The following is an 18,691-nucleotide window of genomic DNA, read 5'->3' as shown; positions in this document are numbered from 1 at the left end:
CGTGAGCGAGCAGGTCTTCACCTACGCGGCCCCGGCCCTGAAGTTCGGCCGCGGCGCCTCCGGGGAGCTCGCCCACGACCTCGCCGGCCTGATGCGCGGCACCGGCTCGTCGCGGGTCCTCCTGGTCACCGACCCGGGGGTGGCGGCGACGGGGCACCCGGCCCGGATCGCGGAGCGGCTGGAGGCCGCGGGCCTGGCGGTGACGACGTACGCCGAGGTGCACGTCGAGCCGACCGACGCCTCGCTGGAGCACGCCATCGCCTTCGCCCGCGACGCCGGCCCGTTCGGCGCCGTCGTCGCGGTCGGCGGCGGCTCGAGCATCGACACCGCCAAGGCGGTCGACCTGCTCACCACCAACGAGGGCGAGCTGATGGACTACCTCAACGCGCCGATCGGCCGGGGGCGGGCGCCCGAGCGGCCGCTGCTGCCGCTGGTCGCCGTGCCGACCACCACCGGCACCGGCTCGGAGTCGACGACGATCTGCGTCCTCGACGTGCTGGCGCTGGAGGTGAAGACCGGGATCAGCCACCCCGCGCTGCGACCCACCCTCGCGGTGGTCGACCCCGACCTCACGATGACCCAGCCCGCCGCCGTGACCGCCGCGGCGGGGATGGACATCCTCTGCCACGCGCTGGAGTCGTGGACGGCGCGCTGGTACGCCGACTTCGAGGCCAAGCGCCCCGAGCAGCGGGTGCCCTACTGCGGCGCCAACCCGATCGCCGACATGTGGGCGACCTGCGCGCTGGGGCTCCTGGCCGGCGCGTTCCGGACGGCCGTCCGGGACGGGGACGACGCGACCGCGCGGGAGCAGATGGCGCTCGCGGCGACCTTCGCCGGCCTCGGCTTCGGCAACGCCGGGGTGCACGTGCCGCACGCCTGCGCCTACCCGATCGCGGGCCGGGTGCGGGAGTTCCGGCCCGACGGCTACCCGGGGGAGGGGCCGATCGTGCCGCACGGGATGGCGGTCTCGCTCACCGCCCCGGCCGCCTTCCGGTTCACCTTCGAGGCCGACCCCGCGCGGCACCTCGAGGCGGCCCGGCTGCTCGACCCCGGCCACGCGGCCGACGGCCCCGACGCGCTGCCCGAGGTGCTGCGCACGCTGATGCGCGACATCGGGATCCCCAACGGCCTGGCCGAGGTCGGGTTCGGCGACGGCGACGTCGACGACCTCGTGGAGGGGGCGCTCGCCCAGCAGCGGCTGCTCGCGACCGCGCCCCGTCCGGTGGGGGCCGAGGACCTCGCCGAGGTCTTCCGGGGTTCCATGACCCTGTGGTGAGTCCGGGACGCCCGGGCGCGTGGGCGAGAATGGCGCCATGAGCCCGCGCGACGTCCTCCAAGCCCTGCAGCGCGCGGGGGTCACCGACGTCTCGGACGCCGACGTCACGCGGGCGGCGTACTCCACCGATGCCTCGCTCTACCGCGTCGTGCCGCAGGTGGTGGCGCGGCCGCGCCACCGCGACGAGCTCGCCGCGATCCTCTCCGTCGCGCGGGAGACCGGGACGCCGGTCACCATGCGCGGCGCCGGGACCTCGATCGCCGGCAACGCCGTGGGCACCGGGATCGTGGTCGACACCCGCAAGCACCTGCACCGGGTGCTCGAGGTCGACGGCGAGGCCCGGACCGCCCGGGTCGAGCCCGGCACCGTCCACGCCGACCTGCAGCGCGCGGCCGCGCCGCACGGCGTCCGGTTCGGCCCCGACCCCTCCACCCACCCGCGCTGCACCATCGGCGGGATGATCGGCAACAACGCCTGCGGCTCGCGGGCGCTGGGCTACGGGCGGACCAGCGACAACGTGCTCGGCCTCGACGTGCTGTGGGGCGACGGGACGACGGCCACCCTCGCCGCCGGCACCGAGCCGACCGACCCCGTGAGCCGACGCCTCCTCGACCTGGTCGCCGCCGACCTGGGGCACGTGCGGCAGCACTTCGGACGGTTCACCCGCCAGGTCAGCGGCTACTCCCTCGAGCACCTGCTGCCCGAGCACGGCCGCGACGTGGGTCGGTTCCTCGTCGGCTCCGAGGGGACGCTCGGGGTGGTGCTCGGGGCGACCGTGCGGATGGTCGAGGAGGAGCCGCGACGCCTCGTCGTGCTCGGCTACCCCTCGATGGTCGAGGCGGCCGACGCCGTGCCCGGGATCCTCGCCGGGGCCCGCGAGCAGGGCCTGGGCCTGGTGGCCTGCGAGGGGCTCGACGCCCGGATCGTCGAGCTGGTCCGCGGCGCCGGCAAGGCCGTCCCCGAGCTGCCCCGCGGCGCCGGGTGGCTCTTCGTCGAGACCACCGGCGAGGGGACGCTGCCGCCCGCGGGCGAGCTCTCCCGCCTGGCGGTCCCCGACGCCGCGGCCGCGGCGGCCCTCTGGCGGATCCGCGAGGACGGCGCCGGGCTGGCCGCCCGCAGTCTCAGCCGCCCGGCGTACGCCGGCTGGGAGGACGCCGCCGTGCCGCCCGAGAAGCTGGGGACCTGGCTGCGGGAGTTCGACGAGGTGCTGCGCGAGTTCGACCTCGACGGGGTGCCCTACGGCCACTTCGGGGACGGCTGCGTCCACGCCCGCATCGACTTCCCCTTCGACGGCGACGCCCCCGACGGCGGGCGCCGCGTCTTCCGCGAGTTCCTCGAGGCGGCCACCGACCGGATCGTCGCGCTCGGCGGCTCCCTGTCGGGCGAGCACGGCGACGGCCGCGCCCGCTCCGAGCTGCTGTCGAGGATGTACGACGCCGACTCGCTGCGGCTGTTCGGCGCCGCCAAGGCGGCCTGCGACCCCGACGGGCTGCTGAACCCCGGGGTGCTGGTCGACCCCGCGCCCGTCGACGCCGACCTGCGGCCCGCCCGCCCGGTGGCGAAGGTGCCGACCCTGCTGCGCTTCGTCGAGGACGGCGGCAGCATGGGGCGGGCCGTGCACCGTTGCACCGGGGTGGGCAAGTGCGTGGCCGGACCGGGGACGGGCCCCGCGTCGTCGGTGATGTGCCCCTCCTGGCAGGCGACCCGTGACGAGAAGGACTCCACCCGCGGCCGCTCCCGGGTGCTCCAGGAAGCGCTCGACGGGACCCTCGTCCAGGGGCTCGCCGACCCGGCCGTCCACGACGCGCTCGACCTCTGCCTCTCCTGCAAGGGCTGCGCCAGCGACTGCCCCACCGGCGTCGACATGGCGACCTACAAGTCCGAGGTGCTGCACCAGACCTACCGCGGGAAGCGGCGCCCCCGCACCCACTACACGCTGGGCTGGCTGCCCGCGCTGGTCCGCCTCGCGCCGCAGCGGTTCGGCCGCGGGCTGGCCGGCCGGGCGATGGGCGCCGGGCCGCTCGTCCGGGCCGCCGCCCGCCTCGCCGGGGTCGACCCGCGACGCTCTCTGCCCCGGGTCGCGCCGCGGACCGCGCGCTCGCTGCTCGGCACCCGTGAGCTGCCTCCCGCCGGGGTCCCCGCCGGGTCCCCGGCCGGTGTGGCTGCCGGCACGGCTGCCGTAGCTGCTGCCGGCGCGGCTGCGCAGGTGGACGTGTGGATCTGGGCGGACACCTTCACCGACCACTTCCGGCCGTCGGCGGCGCAGGCCGCGATCCGGCTGCTCGGCGAGGCGGGCCTGACCGCCGCCCTGGTCGGCCCCGACGCCTGCTGCGGGCTCACCTGGATCTCCACCGGCCAGCTCGACAAGGCCCGCAGCACGATGCAGGAGACGGTCGCGACGCTTGCTCCCTACGTCGCCTCGGGGACTCCGGTCGTCGCGCTCGAGCCGTCCTGCCTCGCCACGCTGCGCTCCGACGCCGTCCAGCTCAGCGACGACCCCCGCGCCGAGGAGGTCGCCGGCGGCGTGCTCTCGCTGGCCGAGCTCCTCGCCCGGCTCGAGGCGGAGCGCGGCTGGCAGCCGCCGGACCTCAGCGGGGTCGAGGTGGTCGCCCAGCCGCACTGCCACCACCAGTCGGTGGTCGGCTGGGAGGCTGACGCGAGGCTGCTGCAGCGTGCCGGCGCCACCGTGACCCGGGTCGGCGGCTGCTGCGGGCTGGCGGGCAACTTCGGCATGGAGCAGGGGCACTACGAGGTCTCGGTCGCGGTCGCGGAGCTCCAGCTGCTGCCCGCCGTGCGGACCAACCCCCGTGCGGTCGTGCTCGCCGACGGCCTCTCCTGCCGGCACCAGCTCGACGACCTCGCCGACGTGCGGGCGCTCCACCTCGCCGAGCTGCTCGCTGGCGACCGCTGAGGGTCTGGAGCCGGCGCTGGACCGGAGGCCTGGGACCGGTGCTCGGACCCCCGCCTCCACGGTCTGGTTGGGCGGTCGATCGACAGCGTCTCTTGCGTCAGACGCTGTCGATCGACACGCCAACCTGACTGCTGGGAGGACCTCTCCTGGAGGCTGTGGAGGGAGTCGGCGCGGCGGGGCCTGTCGGCCCTACGCTCGCGGGCCATGGGGGAGACGAGGCGGAGTGACGGAGCCGCAGAGCTGCTGACGGACGGAGCCGCGGAGCTGATGAGCCGCCGCGAGGCGGGTGCGCTGCTGGGCGAGCTCGCGGGGCTCGACCGGGAGACGGCCCGGCGGGTGCTGGACGCCGGTCTCGCTGGGGAGGGGATGCGGCTGCGGGGCACGGTGCTGCACGAGCGGGCGCGGGTGGCGGAGCTGGCGGCGCGTCCGTGCCTGGAGGACCTGCCGCTGGGGAGGGACAGCCTGCCGGAGGCCTGCCAGCGGGGCACGTTCGTGGCGCGGCTGGGTCCTCGTCGTCCGGACTCGTCCGCGGCGGGCCCGTGGCGCGTCTCGGCACTGGCCAGGGTGCGACTACGGGCGACGATGGAGGCTCAGGGGTTCGTGCCCTTCGTGGCGACGCGGGGCGGCTACGTCGTGCTGGGCGGTGATGCGGTGGGGACGGAGACCGGGGAGGACGGGACGCGATTCCTGCTGCGGGAGCCCGGTCGGTGGTACGCGGCCTGGCGGGACGGCCGGCTGCCGGCGAGCCCCGGCCCCCCGTGGCAGGTGTGGCCCTCCGGGCTGTGGCAGATGTAGCCCTCCGGGCTGTGGCAGATGTAACCCTCCGGGGCTGTGGGAACTAGCATCGAGCCCATGAACCCGCGCCACCGCCGACTCGTGATCCCGCTGGCGCTGGGAGGCCTGATCCTCATCGTGCTCGTCGCGGCGCTGGTCAAGTGAGGAGCGCCTGATGGCCGCCGAACCCCTGCTCCGCGCGCTGACCCGGATGCGCAGCTTCGTGCTCGACCCCGACGTCCTGGTCCGGGCGGTGGCGTCGGGGCGGCAGAAGGGCGCCCAGCCGCGGTGGAAGCGGGTGGAGCTGCGCTACGTCGACCTCAAGGCGGGGCGCCACCTGCAGGTCACGGCCTACGACGAGACCCAGGCGCACACGACCAACCACGCCGTGGGGGAGCCGGGGCAGCCGAGCCCGGCGCGGGACGCGGTCGACGACCTGATGGACGAGCCGTTCGGCAACTGGCACGTGGAGACCACCACGCAGCAGCACCAGGTCCGGGTGACCAAGAAGCTCGAGGCACTGGTCCACACCACCGAGCGGGCGGAGGCGGTCGAGGTCGACCGCGAGCACGACCGGGACAAGGGACGGCTGTTCCCGGAGGACGACCCCGTCCTCGTCGCGCTCGGCATCTCCACCGCCGAGGGCCGGATCAAGCCGAGCCGGCAGGCGAAGTACCGCCAGGTCGAGGAGTTCCTGCGGCTGCTCGACGCCAGCCTCGGCGAGGCGCTGCAGAAGGGCCACCTGCGGCGCCCCACGGCCGAGGACCCGCTGCGGGTCGTCGACCTCGGCTGCGGCAACGCCTACCTCACCTTCGCCGCCCAGCGGTTCCTCACCCACGTGCGCGGGCTGCCCGTGCGCGTCACCGGGGTCGACGTGAAGCAGCAGTCGGCCGACCACAGCTCAGGCGTGGCCGAGCGGCTGGGCGTCGAGGCCGACTTCGTCGTCGGGAGCATCGCGGCGGCCGAGCTGCCGCAGCCGCCCGACGTCGTCCTCGCGCTGCACGCCTGCGACACCGCCACCGACGAGGCGCTGGCCCGTGCCGTCGGCTGGGAGGCGGCCCTCGTCCTCGCGGCCCCCTGCTGCCACCACGACGTCGCCGCCCAGCTGCGCCGCACGCCCACCCCGGCGCCGTACGCGCTGCTCACCCGCCACGGCATCCTGCGCGAGCGCTTCGCCGACACCCTCACCGACGCGCTGCGCGCCTCGATCCTGCGGCTGCAGGGGTACCGGGTCGACGTCGTCGAGTTCGTCGAGAGCGAGCACACGCCGCGCAACGCGCTGCTGCGAGCGGTGCGCACCGGCGGGCCGGTCAAGGGCGGCGGGGTCCGCAAGGAGTACGACGAGCTGGTCGCGACCTGGGGGATCCGGCCGCGGCTGGCCGAGCTCCTCGACCTGTGAGGCCGCGCCCGTGAGCGTCCGCGTGTGGCTGGGCGCCCTGGTCGTCGCCACCCCCTTCCTGGTGGGGGCGACGGCCGGCGGGCCGGGGCCGCGCGGGGAGGTCGTGACGGTCCTGCGCGACCCCGAGGTGGTCGAGTCCTCGGGGCTGGCGCTCGTGGACGGGCTGCTCGCGACGGTCAACGACAGCGGCGACTCCGGACGGGTCTTCGCGGTCGACCCCGCCACGGGGGAGACGGTCGGGACGACGCGGTGGGCCCCCGACCCGGTCGACGTCGAGGCGCTGGCCCCGGCCGGACCGGGGGAGGTCTGGGTCGCCGACGTCGGGGACAACCTGCGGGCCCGCGACGCCGTGGAGGTCCTGCGGGTGCCGCTGGGCCGGCGCGCGCAGCAGGTGGACCCGCCGCGCTGGCGGCTCACCTGGCCCGACGGGGCCCGCGACGCCGAGGCCCTGGTGGTCCACCCCCGCACGGGTCGCCTGCACCTGGTCAGCAAGGGGGTGCTCGGCGGCGAGCTCGTCGCGGCTCCCGCGGTGCTGGCCGCGGACCGGCCCAACCCGCTCGAGCCGCTGGCTCCGGTCGCGGGGCTCGTGACCGACGGGGCGTTCTGGCCCGACGGCCGCCACCTGCTGCTCCGCTCCTACGACCGGCTCCACGTCTACTCCTACCCCGCGGTCGAGAAGGTCGCCGACCTGCCGCTGCCCCCGCAGCCGCAGGGCGAGGGGCTCGCGGTCACCCCCGACGGTCACGTGTGGGTCAGCACCGAGGGGGTCGGCAGCGAGGTGCTGCGGGTGCGGCTGCCCGCAGGCGTGCGGAGGGCGCTCGACGGGCCGCCGGCCGCCGGACCGGCCGACGGGGCGTCCGACGGAGCGTCCGACGGGTCGTCCGACGAGCCCGGGGCGGGGTGGTGGCGCCGGCTGCTCGGGTGGCTCTTGCGCCCGGTGTGAGGATGACGGCATGCCCCGTCTCCGCCGCACCTCGCCCGACCAGCCGGGCTGGACCCGCCGACGCGCGGGGAAGGGGTTCGTCTACCTCGACGAGCACGGCGAGCGGCTGTCGGAGGAGGACGCGCAGCGGGTGCGCGACCTGGTGATCCCGCCGGCCTGGCGCGACGTCTGGGTGACGCCGTACCCGCACGGCCACCTGCAGGCGGTCGGCACCGACGACGCGGGCCGTCGCCAGTACCTCTACCACCCGCAGTGGCGGGCGAAGCGGGACGCCGCGAAGTTCGACCGGGTGCTGGAGTTCGGCCGCGCGATGTCGGTGGCGCGGGAGAAGGTGCTGACCGACCTCGGCACCGAGGGGATGGAGCGCGGGCGGGCCTGCGCGGTCGCCGTCCGGCTGCTCGACCTCGGCTACTTCCGGATCGGCAACGACGTCTACGCCGACCAGAACGGCAGCTTCGGGCTCACCACGCTGGAGCGGCGGCACGTCACGCGGCGCGGGCAGAAGCTGATCTTCTGCTTCGAGGGCAAGTCGGGCGTCGAGCACTCCATCGAGATCGACGACCCGGCCGTGGTGGAGGCGCTGGAGGTGATGCGCCGGCGGCGCACGCCCGAGCAGCCGCGGCTGCTGGCCTGGAAGGACGGGCGCACCTGGCGGACCCTGGACTCCGCGAGCGTCAACGACTACATCCGCGAGACCACCGGGGTCGACGCGACGGCCAAGGACTTCCGGACCTGGCACGCCACGGTGATCGCGGCCGCCCACCTCGCCGAGGCGCAGCGCGCGGCCGAGGCGGCGGGGAAGAAGGTCACCCGGACGTCGCGGAAGCGGGTCGTCTCGGGCTGCTTCAAGGAGGTGTCGCAGTTCCTCGGCAACACCCCGACGCTGGCGCGGACCTCCTACGTCGACCCGCGGGTGGTCGAGGCCTACGAGGAAGGGACCACCATCGGGGTCGACGACCGGGAGTGGAGCACCCCCGACGAGCGCCAGGCCGCCCTGGAGCGGGCGGTCCTGGAGCTGCTCGTCGAGGAGTCCTGAGGCGCCCCGCGTGCCCTCCTCAGGGGCGCGGCTGGGCGAACGCCGCGGGGCGCCGCTCGAGGAAGGCCGCCCGGCCCTCGGCGAAGTCGTCGGAGGCGAGCAGCCCGACCTGGATCCGCTTCTCGGCCTCGAGGAGCTCGTCGAGGGTGCCGCCGCAGTCGGCCGCCAGCTGCTTGGTGGCCGCGGTGGCGGGGGCGGAGTACGACGCCAGGGTGGCGGCCAGCTCCAGCGCCCGCTCGAGCGTCGTCCCGTCGGGGACCAGCTCGTCGACGAGGCCGATCCGCATCGCCTCCTCGGCGCCGACGGTGCGGGCGGTGAGCAGCATGGCGCGGGCGCGGCCCGGGCCGACCCGGCGGGGCAGCGTCCAGGAGAGGCCGGTGTCGGCGACCAGCCCGATCTTCGCGAAGGAGGCGGAGAAGCGGGTGGACGTGCCGGCGACGACCAGGTCGCCCGCGCAGGCCAGCGAGAGGCCCAGGCCGAAGGCCCCGCCCTCGACGGCGGTCACCACCGGCAGCGAGGTGGTCACCAGCTCGCGGGCGACCTGGTTGACCAGGTCGAGCCGCTCCCGGGAGACCTCGGGGTCGGGTGACATCGAGGTGATGTCGCCGCCCGAGCAGAAGATCGCCCCCGAGCCGGTCAGCACCAGCGCGCGGCAGCCGGGCTCCGCGCGGGCGTCGCGCAGGGCGGCGAGCAGCTCGCGCCGGTCGGGCAGGTCGAGCGCGTTGCGCCGCTCGGGCCGGTCCAGGGTGAGGACGCGAACCGGGCCGCGGTCCTCGACGAGGAGACCGCTCACTTGCCCGCCCCGCGCAGCAGCTGCTTGGCGATGATCAGCTTCTGCACCTCGCTCGTGCCCTCGTAGAGACGGAAGAGGCGGGCGTCGCGGTAGAACCGCTCCACCGGGACGGAGCGCATGTAGCCCATGCCGCCGTGCACCTGGACGGCCCGGTCGGCGACCCGGCCCACCATCTCGGTGCAGAAGAGCTTGCAGCTCGACGGGGCGAGCCGCTGGTCGCTGCCGTCGTCGTAGGCCTTGGCGGCCTCCAGCACCATCGCGTGGCCGGCGTAGGCCTCGGCCTCGGAGTCGGCCAGCAGCGCCTGGACGAGCTGGAACTCGGCGATCGGGGTGCCGCCCTGGCGGTTGACGGCGGCGTAGTCGACGCTCTCCTTGATCAGCCGCTTCGCCATCCCCACGCAGAGCGCGGCGATGTGCAGGCGACCCTTGGCCAGGGAGCGCATGGCCGCCCCGAACCCCTCGCCCTCGACGCCGCCGACGAGGTCCTCGACGGGCACCCGGACGTCGGTGAAGGAGAGCTCGGAGGTGGTGGCGCCGCGCTGGCCCATCTTGGCGTCCTTGGGGCCGATCTCGATGCCGGGGCTCTTCGCGTCGACCGCGAAGACCGAGATCCCCTTGGTGCCCGACGTGGAGTCGTCGGTGCGGGCGAAGACCATGAAGAGGTCGGCGTCGGGGGCGTTGGTGATGAACCGCTTCTGGCCGTTGATCACGTAGTGGTCGCCCTCGCGGACCGCGCGGGTGCGGATGCCGCTCGGGTCCGATCCGGCCTCCGGCTCGGTGAGGGCGAACGACGCCACGGTCTCGCCCGAGGCCAGCGACGGCAGGAAGCGTGCCTTCTGCTCGTCGGTGCCGAAGTTGACGAGCACCTGGCCGGCGATGCCGTTGTTGGTGCCGAACATCGACCGGAAGGCCGGCGTGGTCCAGCCGACCTCGATGGCGAGGCGGACCTCTTCCGACATGGTGAAGCCGAGGCCGCCGTGCTCCTCGGGGATCGCGTAGCCGAAGAGGCCCATCTCGGCGGCCTGCTTGCGGATCCGGTCGGGGATCCGGTCGGTCTCCTCGATCTCGTCCTCGGCGGGGACGACCTCCTTGCGCACGAAGGTGCGCACGGCGTCGAGGATGGCGTTGAACTCTTCGGTCTCCATCGGGACTCCTGGTCTCGTCAGGTCTCTGTGGTCGGGGCAGGTCGGGGCAGGTGGGGGGGAGTCGAGCGGTCAGCCGGTGACGGCGACGGGGTGGTCGGCGTCGGCGGCCTGGGCGGCGCCGGAGGCCAGCAGCCGGGCCACCTCGTCGTCGTCGAGGCCGACCTCGGCCAGCACCGCGGCGGTGTGCGAGCCGAGCGCGGGCACGGCGCCCATCGGCAGCTCGACGTCGCGGAAGGTGGTCGGCGGCAGCAGCGCGCGCAGCGGGCCGACGGGGCTGTCGACCTCGCGCCACCGGTCGCGGGCCTCCAGCTGCGGGTGGTCGATGAGCCCCTGCATGTCGTTGAGCTGCGCGGCGGGGACGCCGGCCGCGGCGAGCCGCTCGTCGAGCTCGGCGGTGGTCCACTGCGCGGTGAGCTCGCCGACGACCCGGTCGCACTCCTCGCGGTGCTGGACCCGGAGCACGTTGGTGGCCAGCCGCGGGTGGCTCGCCAGGTCGGGGCGCTCGAGCACGTCGACGAGGGCGACCCAGCCGCGGTCGTTCTGCACGCCGATGAGGATCTGGCCGTCGCGGGTGGGGTAGGCGTCGTACGGCGCGATCGAGGCGTGGCTGAGCCCCATCCGGGGGATCTGCCGGCCGGCGTACATCTGCATGTACATGGGGTGGCCGAGCCACTCCGCCGTCGCGTCGAACATCGACACGTCGACGACCGCGCCCTCGCCGGTCCGGGCCCGGCGCAGCAGGGCCGCGAGCACCGACTGGGTCGTGTAGAGCCCGGCGGCGATGTCGGCGCTGGGGACGCCGGTCTTGGTGGCGGTGTCGGGGGTGCCGGTGACGGAGATGAGGCCGGCCTCCGCCTGGATCAGCATGTCGTAGGCCTTGCGGTCGCGGCGCGGCCCGGCGGTGCCGTAGCCGGAGATGTTGACCACCACCAGGCCGGGGTGCTCGACGCGCAGCTGCTCGCCGTCGAGCCCGAGGCGCGCGGCCGCGCCGGGCGCGGAGTTCTGCACGAAGACGTCGGCACGGGCGACGAGAGCCTTCGCGGCGGCCAGCCCGGCGGGGTCCTTGAGGTCGAGGGCCACCGACTCCTTGCCGCGGTTGAGCCACACGAAGTGCGACGCCAGGCCCTGGACGGCGTGGTCGTAGTTGCGGGCGAAGTCGCCCTCCCCGACCCGCTCGATCTTGATCACCCGGGCGCCGAGGTCGGCGAGGTGGCGGGTGGCCAGGGGGGCCGCGACGGCCTGCTCGAGCGCGACGACGGTGATGCCGGCGAGAGGGAGGGAGGAGTCGGCGGTGTGATCCATGTCGCTCACGATGGCCCAGAAGATTGAGTCACGTCCAATACCTAATGCTGAGTTGATTGTGTACGCCGCGACATCAATCGTGGTAGGAACGGGGTCATGGAGCTCCACCACCTGCAGGCCTTCCTCGCCGTCGCCGAGGAGCTGCACTTCGGCCGCGCGGCCGAGCGGATGCACATGGCGCAGCCGCCGCTCAGCCGGACCATCAAGCAGCTGGAGAAGGAGCTGGGCGCGCAGCTCTTCGACCGCACCACGCGCAGCGTGCGGCTGACCACGGCGGGCCAGGCGCTGGTGGAGCCGGCGCAGCAGGTGCTGGACTCCGTGCGCGTCGCGCGGTCGGCCGTCCGGGCCGCCGGCCTGGGGGAGACCGGTCGGGTGCGGCTCGGCTTCGCGGGCCCCTCCTCCCACCTGCTGATCAGCGGGCTGGCCCGGCTGGTCCGCCAGCGGCACCCCGGCATCGAGCTGAGCATGCAGTCGGTGACCTACGCCTACGAAGGGCTGCGCTCGGTGGTCGACGGCCAGCTCGACCTGGCCTTCGTGCGGTTCGTGGTCCAGCCGGTGGGGATCGTCTCGCGCGCGGTGGCCGCCGAGCGCTACGTCCTCGCGGTCCCGTCGAGCCACCCCCTCGCCGAGCGCGAGGAGGTCTCGATGGCCGAGTGCCTCGGAGAGCCCTTCATCACCCTGCCCGCCGACCCCGGGTCCAGCGTGCGCGACGCCTTCGTGCGCTCCTGCCACGAGGCCGGCTACGCGCCCGACATCGTCCAGGTGGCGCCCGACTCCTGGACCGCGCTGGCGCTGGTGGCGGCCGGGGTCGGGATCACCTTCACGGTCGACACGGCGGTGGCCAACGTCCGCACCGAGGGGATCACGATGGTCCGGCTGGCGGAGTGGCGCGAGCCCGTCTACGCCCGGCTGGCCTGGCGCGAGGGGGACGACAACCCGGCCCTGCGCGAGGTGCTGCGGGCCTCGGAGGAGGCGCTGCCCACCCCGCCGGGCGCCCCGGACGCGCCCGTCGTCTGACGGAAAGCCTGCTCCCGGGCCCGGGCCCGGGCCCAGGCCCGGTCAGGCGAGGCGGACGAGACCGACCTGGCCCGCGGTGACGACGTGGTGGCCGTCCCGGTCGAAGATCCGGCCCTCGCCCTGGGTGCGGCCGTGGGCGACCGCGCGCACCTCGCTGTCGAACTGGTGCCAGCTGCTCAGGTCGGGGTGGGCGTGCCAGGCCAGCGTGTGGGTGAGGCTGAGGATCCGGCTGCCCGGAGCGTGCCTGCGGGAGCCCAGCGCCCGGAAGGCGCCCTCGAGGATGCTCATGTCGGTCACGTAGGCGACCACCGCCGCGTGCACCACCGGGTCGTCGGGGAGGGCGGAGGTGGTGCGCAGCCAGGCGGACTGGTGGTCCTGGCGCGCCGTCGTCTCGACGTACGGCGGCGCCTCGGTGTGCCGGAAGTGGACGGGCCGCTCGGCGCGCCACCACCGCGGGATCCGCTCGTCGTCGCCGAACCGCTCCGGGAGGCCGGGGAGCTCCTCGGGCGCCGGGGCGGCGCGCGCCGCGGCCGGTCGGTGGTCGGCGAGGTCGTCGCGGACGCTGCCCCAGCGCGAGAGGGCGGTGAACCGCTCGGAGCCGTCGGGGGCGACCAGGGTGGTGCGCCGGGTGGTCAGGCTCGCCGCCTCGGAGACGTGGTCGACCCGCCACCGCAGCGGCTCGTCGGTCGGCACGCCGGCGACGAAGTCGGCCTGGAGGGTGAACGGGCGGTGGTGGGCGGGGACCGACCGGCCGGCGGCGACCACCGCCTGGGCCAGGAGCAGCCCGCCGAAGACCCGGTCCTCGGGGTGCTGCTGCGGCTGCCCCACGGCGTACCCGTCCTCCTCGCGGAGCGTGAGCAGGCGGAGCAGCTCGTCGAGGGTGACGGCCGCCTCCGAGGCGGGCGCGTGGGTGGGCGTGCTGCTGGCGGGGGACACGGGACTTCCTCTCGTCGGGTGACGCCGGCCACTCTATTGAGACAAGGGAACTCCCCGGTAGGCCCCTGTTGATACCCCCTCGACATCAATCAGCGCCTCACAAAGTATTGGATATATGCGACCCGCATCACGCACAGTGACTTGAGACACAGGTCATGAACGGGACCCAGCACGCGGTCCACGACGAAGGGAACAGCCCATGAGGAAGCCTCTGCTCGGGACCGGACTGGCTGCGGCCACGGCCCTCGCGCTCACCGCCTGCGGTGGGGCCGAGGTCACCGAGGGAATGCCCAGCCAGATCGTGTGGAGCACCTACGGGACCGGCACCTCGACCTACGCCGACGTCGCCGCGGTGGCCGACGCGATCACCTCCAACGAGGGCACCAACGTCCGGGTCATCACCTCCGACACCGCCGTCGGCCGCCTCACGCCGCTCCGCGAGGAGCAGGCGCAGCTGGCCCGCACCGGCGACGAGTACATCTTCGGCTTCGAGGGCGACTACGACTTCGCGACCGAGGACTGGGGCCCCCAGGACCTGCGCGTCGTCTGGGCGCCGGTCGCCCCCCACGGCCTGATGGTCAAGGACGACTCGGGCATCGAGACCTTCGAGGACCTCAAGGGCAAGAAGTTCCCCCAGATCACGGCCAACCCGTCGGTCAACAACAAGCTCGAGGCGTTCCTCGCCTACGGCGGCCTCACCTGGGACGACGTCGACGTCGTCGAGGTCGGCTACAGCGACCAGCCGGGCGCCCTGCAGAACGGCAAGATCGACGTGCTCTTCCAGCAGGTCTACGGCGCCTCGCTCTACGAGCTCGAGTCCGCCTTCCCCGTGCGCTGGCTCAGCATGGACGACGACAGCGCCGACAAGGTGGAGGCCGTCGAGGAGATCGCCCCGTCGACCGAGATCGGCGAGTTCACCGGCGCCCCCGGCCTCGAGGACGGCGAGAGCGCGAAGGGCCTGCTCTACACGGTCCCGGTCGTGACCTACGCCGACGCCGACGCCGACGAGGTCGAGGCGATCGTCGCCGCGATCAACGACAACTACGACTCCTTCAAGGACGCCACCGCGACCACCGACGCGTGGAACCTCGACCAGGCCCAGGTCGTGCCCAAGGAGGTGCCGTTCCACGAGGGGCTGATCGCCTACCTCGAGGCCAACGACGCCTGGACCGAGGAGGCGGCCGCCCAGCAGGAGGCCCTGCTCGAGCGCGAGGAGCAGCTCGACGAGGCCTGGGACGAGTTCGTCGAGACCGAGGGTGCCGACGGCAACGTCCACGACGCCTGGGTCGCCTACAAGAACGACAACCTGGAGTCCTGATGACCACGACCCACGTCCTCGTCGAGGCGGAGGAGGAGCACGGCTCCGTCGCCCGCTGCCGGGGGATCTGGCGCTGGGTGGTGGTGGCGCTGACCCTCGCGGGCATCGCCATCACGATCAGCCAGGTCTTCTACTGGAACCCGTTCGGCAGCGGCATGCTCCGCAACACGTTCCTGTACTTCGTCCTGGCGTGCTTCCTGCCGATCGTCTTCCTGGCGTTCCCGATGCGCGCCTCCCAGCGCCACGGCGTGCCGTGGCACGACGTCCTGCTCGCCGCGGTGGCGCTCGCGGTCCCCGCCTGGTTCGGCCTCAACGCCGAGAACATCCTCAACCAGGGCTGGGACTACGGCGGCCCGACGTCGGCGCTGGTCGCCTCCTACGTCCTCTGGGGGCTGGTGCTCGAGGCCCTGCGCCGGACCGCCGGCCTGGTGGTCACCCTGATCGCGGGCGTCTTCTCGGTCTACCCGCTCTTCGCCTCGCAGATGCCGGTCGACTTCCTCACGGGCATCCAGTTCGACCTCGACGGTGCGGCGCGGATGCACGCCATGGGCGTCGACAGCATCCTCGGTCTCCCGCTGCAGACCGCGGCCGGCATCCTGGTCGGCTTCCTGCTCTTCGGCGTGGTGCTGCAGTCGGTCGGCGGCGGCGCGTTCTTCCACGACCTCGCCCAGTCGATGCTCGGCACCCGCCGCGGCGGCTCCGCCAAGGTCGCGGTCGTCAGCTCCGCCAGCATGGGCATGATGAGCGGCTCGGCCGTCTCCAACGTGCTCACCACCGGCCCGCTGACCATCCCCGCCATGAAGCGCGACGGCTTCTCCGGCGAGTACGCCGCCGGCGTCGAGGCCACCGCCTCCTCCGGCGGGTCGATCACCCCGCCGATCATGGGCACCGCGGCGTTCCTCATGGTCTCGTTCGTCGGCGTCCCCTACAGCGAGATCGCCCTCGCGGCCGCCATCCCGGCGCTGCTCTACTACCTCGGCATCTTCACCCAGGTCGACGCCTACTCGGCGCGCCGCGGGCTGCGCGGGCTCAAGCGCTCCGAGCTGCCGAAGTTCCTCGGCACCCTGCTGCGCGGCTGGCCGTACGTCGCCGCGCTGGCCGGGCTGACCTTCCTGCTGGTGGTCTACCGCCGCGAGGCCCAGGCGCCGTTCATCATCGCCGCCGCGCTGCTGGTCTACACGATGGTCCGCCCGAGCGACCGGCTCTCGCCCAAGGGCCTGGTCGACGTGGTCTTCAAGGCCGGCCGCACGATCGCCGAGATCCTCGGCATCATCGCCGGCGTGGGCCTGATCATCGGCGGCCTGTCGATGACCGGCGTCTCCCTCTCCCTGGCCCGCGAGCTGGTCAGCGCCGTCGGCGGCAGCGTCGTGCTGATCCTCGTCGCCGGCGCGATCACCTCCTTCGTCCTCGGCATGGGCATGACGGTCTCCGCGGTCTACGTGCTGCTCGCCATCGTGATGGCGCCGGCGCTGGTCACCCTCGGGATCGACCCGATCGCGGCGCACCTGTTCGTCATCTACTGGGCGACGGTCTCCTACATCACCCCGCCGGTGGCGCTGGCCTCCTTCGCGGCGGCCGGCATCGCCGGGACGAGGCCGATGCAGACCTCGCTCACGGCCATGCGGCTCGGGATGGTCAAGTACGTGATCCCCTTCTGCTTCGCGGCCAACCCGGCGCTCGTGGCGCAGGGGACGGCGAGCGAGATCGCGGTCACCCTGGTCTTCGCCGTGGTCGGCGTCTTCGTGATGGCCTGCGCCTTCGAGGGCTACGCCATCGGCTTGGAGCGCCGGCTGCACCCGGTGGTCCGGATCATCGGGGTCCCGGCCGGCGCGCTGATCCTGGCGCCGGAGCTGACGAGCAGCCTGGTCGGGCTGGGCATCGTCGTGGCGCTGGGCGTGGTCACCCGCGTGCTGCCGCCGCGGCCGGGTCCCGGCGACGACGCGACCGCCCCGGCGGCCGGCTCGACCGCGCCGGCTCCCGGCGCCGTGCCCGCGCAGCAGGCCGAGCGCACGGCGTCCGGTGCGGCGTCCGCCACGGCCACCCCGGCGGGGGCGACGGCGTCGTGAGCGAGGTCAAGGTCACGGGCCTCGCCGAGGCGATCGCCGAGCACGTCGAGGACGGCATGACCGTGGCGCTGGAGGGGTTCGGTCACCTGATCCCCTTCGCCGCCGCCCACGAGATCATCCGGCAGGGCCGTCGCGACCTGACGCTCTGCCGGATGACCCCCGACCTGGTCGCCGACCAGATGATCGCGGCGGGGTGCGTGCGCAAGCTGGTCGCGTCGTTCTTCGCCTCCGGCTCGGCCGGCTCGCTGCACGAGCTGCGGCGCCGGATCGAGCGGGCCGACCCCGAGCCCCTGGAGGTCGAGGAGTACAGCCACTACGGCATGTACGGCCGCTACCAGGCTGCCGCGGCCGGGCTGCCGTTCTTCCCGCTCAAGTCGTACGCCGGCAGCGACCTGCCCGCGCTCAACCCGCAGATCCGGAAGGTGGCCGACCCCTACGGGGGACCCGACGTGCACGTCGTCCCGGCCCTGGCCCCCGACGTCACCGTCGTCCACGCCCAGCGCGCCGACCGGTTCGGCAACGTGCAGGTGTGGGGGATCGTCGGCGCCATCCAGGAGGTCGCCTACGCGGCCCGGAAGGTGATCGTCACCGTCGAGGAGGTCGTCGACGACGAGGTCGTCCGGTCGGACCCGAACCGGACCCTGGTCCCCGCGCACGCGGTCGACGCCGTGGTGCACTGCCCCGGCGGCGCCCACCCGTCGTACGTGCAGGGCCACTACGACCGGGACAACGCCTTCTACCGGGAGTGGACGGCGATCAGCAAGGACCCGCAGCTCCTCCGCTCCTGGCTCCAGGAGTGGGTGCACGAGCTCCCCGACCGCGAGGCCTACCTCGAGCGGCTCGGCGAGGAGCGCTGGCAGCGCAACGCCGTCGGCGAGCGGCTGTCGGGCCAGGTCGACTACGGACGGAGGTCCGCATGACGAGCACGACCACGGAGACCAGCACGGGCACGGGCGCGGGGGAGACCCTCGTCGGCCCCGCCGGGATCACGGTCTCCAGCACGGAGTTCCTCGCCACCGTCGCGGCCCGCGAGCTGGCCGGCAAGCGGCGGGTCTTCGCCGGCGTCGGGCTGCCGACGCTGGCCGTCGACCTGGCGATGCGGACCGTCGAGCCCGACATCCAGCTCGTCTACGAGTCGGGCGTCTGCGGCGCCCACCCCGAGGGGATGGCCGAGGGGATCGCGGACTCGGTGCTGGTCTCCGGCGCCGAGGCGGTGGTCAACCTCCAGGCACTCTTCGGATACGTGCTGCAGGGCGGCCACGTCGACGTCGGCTTCCTGGGCGCCGCCCAGGTGGACCGCTGGGGCAGCCTCAACACCAGCGTGATCGGCGACTGGCAGCGGCCCACCGTCCGGCTGCCCGGCTCCGGCGGCGCGGCCGACATCATGCCCAACGCGCGCGAGTGCATCACCGTGCTGCGGCGCCACGACCCGGGGGCCTTCCCCGCCGAGCTCGACTTCTGCACCTCGCCGAGCCCGGTGCGCGCACGCGACCTCGACCCGCGGGCCGTGCCCCCGGGCCACGGCGTCTCGACGGTGATCACCCCGCTCGCGGTGCTCCGCCGCCCGGACCGGTTCGGCGAGCTCGAGCTCGCGCAGGTCCACCCCGGCGTCACGGTCGACCAGGTCCGCGCGGCGACGGGCTGGGACCTCGCCGTGGCCGACGAGGTCTCGGTGACCCCCTGGCCGCGCGAGGAGGACGTCCGGCTGCTGCGCGAGGAGATCGACACGGTCCGGCTCTACCTGCGATGACCCAGCGAATGACCCAGCGAATGAC

The 18,691-nt window shown here is 74.2% G+C and carries 15 protein-coding genes; 11 read left to right on the top strand and 4 right to left on the bottom strand.

From position 1 onward, the window contains the following. The first annotated feature begins 1 nt into the window (after position 1). The 6 genes from DNK53_RS00390 to DNK53_RS00360 all read left to right on the top strand — a co-directional run bounded on the left by DNK53_RS00390 (position 2) and on the right by DNK53_RS00360 (position 8,339). Positions 2–1,276, top strand: a complete 1,275-nt coding sequence (locus DNK53_RS00390; RefSeq protein ID WP_110180368.1) for a hydroxyacid-oxoacid transhydrogenase — start codon at positions 2–4, stop codon at positions 1,274–1,276. 37 nt (positions 1,277–1,313) lie between these two features. Continuing rightward, a complete protein-coding gene (locus DNK53_RS00385) occupies positions 1,314–4,187 on the top strand; it encodes an FAD-binding and (Fe-S)-binding domain-containing protein (RefSeq protein ID WP_110180367.1) in 2,874 nt (957 codons plus the stop codon). Positions 4,188–4,391: 204 nt separating this feature from the next. Further along, entirely contained in the window at positions 4,392–4,982 is a 591-nt protein-coding gene (locus tag DNK53_RS17290) for a hypothetical protein (protein WP_162599681.1), read from the top strand. Between the two features lie 154 nt (positions 4,983–5,136). Next, positions 5,137–6,360 (top strand): SAM-dependent methyltransferase, encoded by a 1,224-nt coding sequence (locus DNK53_RS00370; RefSeq protein WP_110180364.1) that lies wholly within the window; start codon positions 5,137–5,139, stop codon positions 6,358–6,360. Positions 6,361–6,370: 10 nt separating this feature from the next. Next, positions 6,371–7,303, top strand: coding sequence for a hypothetical protein (locus tag DNK53_RS00365; RefSeq protein ID WP_110180363.1), 933 nt, complete (start codon positions 6,371–6,373; stop codon positions 7,301–7,303). Between the two features lie 10 nt (positions 7,304–7,313). Then, complete coding sequence (locus tag DNK53_RS00360; protein ID WP_110180362.1) at positions 7,314–8,339, top strand: DNA topoisomerase IB; 1,026 nt, start codon at positions 7,314–7,316, stop codon at positions 8,337–8,339. A gap of 19 nt (positions 8,340–8,358) precedes the next feature. On the opposite strand, the gene DNK53_RS00355 is transcribed toward DNK53_RS00360, so the two are convergent. The 3 genes from DNK53_RS00355 to DNK53_RS00345 all read right to left on the bottom strand — a co-directional run bounded on the left by DNK53_RS00355 (position 8,359) and on the right by DNK53_RS00345 (position 11,579). Beyond that, positions 8,359–9,132: an enoyl-CoA hydratase/isomerase family protein gene (locus DNK53_RS00355; RefSeq protein WP_110180361.1), complete on the bottom strand. Its 774-nt coding sequence runs from the start codon at positions 9,130–9,132 to the stop codon at positions 8,359–8,361. Beyond that, entirely contained in the window at positions 9,129–10,277 is a 1,149-nt protein-coding gene (locus tag DNK53_RS00350) for an acyl-CoA dehydrogenase family protein (protein WP_110180360.1), read from the bottom strand. The genes DNK53_RS00355 and DNK53_RS00350 overlap by 4 nt, the downstream gene beginning before the upstream one ends. 69 nt (positions 10,278–10,346) lie before the next feature. Continuing rightward, positions 10,347–11,579, bottom strand: coding sequence for a CaiB/BaiF CoA transferase family protein (locus DNK53_RS00345; protein WP_110180359.1), 1,233 nt, complete (start codon positions 11,577–11,579; stop codon positions 10,347–10,349). A gap of 96 nt (positions 11,580–11,675) precedes the next feature. On the opposite strand from DNK53_RS00345, the gene DNK53_RS00340 reads away from it, so the two are divergent. Then, positions 11,676–12,596 carry a LysR family transcriptional regulator gene (locus tag DNK53_RS00340; protein ID WP_110180358.1) on the top strand — a complete coding sequence of 307 codons (921 nt, stop codon included), beginning with the start codon at positions 11,676–11,678 and terminating at the stop codon, positions 12,594–12,596. A gap of 42 nt (positions 12,597–12,638) precedes the next feature. Here DNK53_RS00340 and DNK53_RS00335 read toward each other — a convergent pair whose 3' ends face one another. Continuing rightward, positions 12,639–13,532, bottom strand: a complete 894-nt coding sequence (locus tag DNK53_RS00335) for an acyl-CoA thioesterase (RefSeq protein WP_110180357.1) — start codon at positions 13,530–13,532, stop codon at positions 12,639–12,641. 199 nt (positions 13,533–13,731) lie between these two features. On the opposite strand from DNK53_RS00335, the gene DNK53_RS00330 reads away from it, so the two are divergent. Genes DNK53_RS00330 through DNK53_RS00315 form a run of 4 tightly spaced genes read left to right on the top strand, consistent with a single transcriptional unit; the run spans position 13,732 to position 18,666 of the window. After that, complete coding sequence (locus DNK53_RS00330; protein WP_110180356.1) at positions 13,732–14,850, top strand: TAXI family TRAP transporter solute-binding subunit; 1,119 nt, start codon at positions 13,732–13,734, stop codon at positions 14,848–14,850. After that, positions 14,850–16,916: a TRAP transporter permease gene (locus DNK53_RS00325; RefSeq protein ID WP_110180355.1), complete on the top strand. Its 2,067-nt coding sequence runs from the start codon at positions 14,850–14,852 to the stop codon at positions 16,914–16,916. The genes DNK53_RS00330 and DNK53_RS00325 overlap by 1 nt, the downstream gene beginning before the upstream one ends. Continuing rightward, a complete protein-coding gene (locus DNK53_RS00320) occupies positions 16,913–17,836 on the top strand; it encodes a CoA transferase subunit A (RefSeq protein WP_110180354.1) in 924 nt (307 codons plus the stop codon). The genes DNK53_RS00325 and DNK53_RS00320 overlap by 4 nt, the downstream gene beginning before the upstream one ends. Continuing rightward, positions 17,833–18,666, top strand: coding sequence for a CoA-transferase subunit beta (locus DNK53_RS00315; RefSeq protein WP_110180353.1), 834 nt, complete (start codon positions 17,833–17,835; stop codon positions 18,664–18,666). The genes DNK53_RS00320 and DNK53_RS00315 overlap by 4 nt, the downstream gene beginning before the upstream one ends. Positions 18,667–18,691 lie beyond the last annotated feature (25 nt).

This window comes from Nocardioides solisilvae, from assembly GCF_003194625.1.
In the GTDB taxonomy this organism is placed as follows: Bacteria; Actinomycetota; Actinomycetes; order Propionibacteriales; family Nocardioidaceae; genus Nocardioides; species Nocardioides solisilvae.
The sequence above is the reverse complement of the archived record's forward strand: the minus strand, read 5'-3'. Positions and strand labels throughout refer to the sequence as shown.

What these genes read in the sequence shown, in the direction of transcription:
- DNK53_RS00385 (WP_110180367.1), top strand. Translation starts at nt 1,314, where the DNA reads ATGAGCCCGCGCGACGTCCTCCAAGCCCTGCAGCGCGCGGGGGTCACC.
- DNK53_RS17290 (WP_162599681.1), top strand. Translation starts at nt 4,392, where the DNA reads ATGGGGGAGACGAGGCGGAGTGACGGAGCCGCAGAGCTGCTGACGGAC.
- DNK53_RS00370 (WP_110180364.1), top strand. Translation starts at nt 5,137, where the DNA reads ATGGCCGCCGAACCCCTGCTCCGCGCGCTGACCCGGATGCGCAGCTTC.
- DNK53_RS00360 (WP_110180362.1), top strand. Translation starts at nt 7,314, where the DNA reads ATGCCCCGTCTCCGCCGCACCTCGCCCGACCAGCCGGGCTGGACCCGC.
- DNK53_RS00350 (WP_110180360.1), bottom strand. Translation starts at nt 10,277, where the DNA reads ATGGAGACCGAAGAGTTCAACGCCATCCTCGACGCCGTGCGCACCTTC.
- DNK53_RS00345 (WP_110180359.1), bottom strand. Translation starts at nt 11,579, where the DNA reads ATGGATCACACCGCCGACTCCTCCCTCCCTCTCGCCGGCATCACCGTC.
- DNK53_RS00340 (WP_110180358.1), top strand. Translation starts at nt 11,676, where the DNA reads ATGGAGCTCCACCACCTGCAGGCCTTCCTCGCCGTCGCCGAGGAGCTG.
- DNK53_RS00330 (WP_110180356.1), top strand. Translation starts at nt 13,732, where the DNA reads ATGAGGAAGCCTCTGCTCGGGACCGGACTGGCTGCGGCCACGGCCCTC.
- DNK53_RS00325 (WP_110180355.1), top strand. Translation starts at nt 14,850, where the DNA reads ATGACCACGACCCACGTCCTCGTCGAGGCGGAGGAGGAGCACGGCTCC.
- DNK53_RS00315 (WP_110180353.1), top strand. Translation starts at nt 17,833, where the DNA reads ATGACGAGCACGACCACGGAGACCAGCACGGGCACGGGCGCGGGGGAG.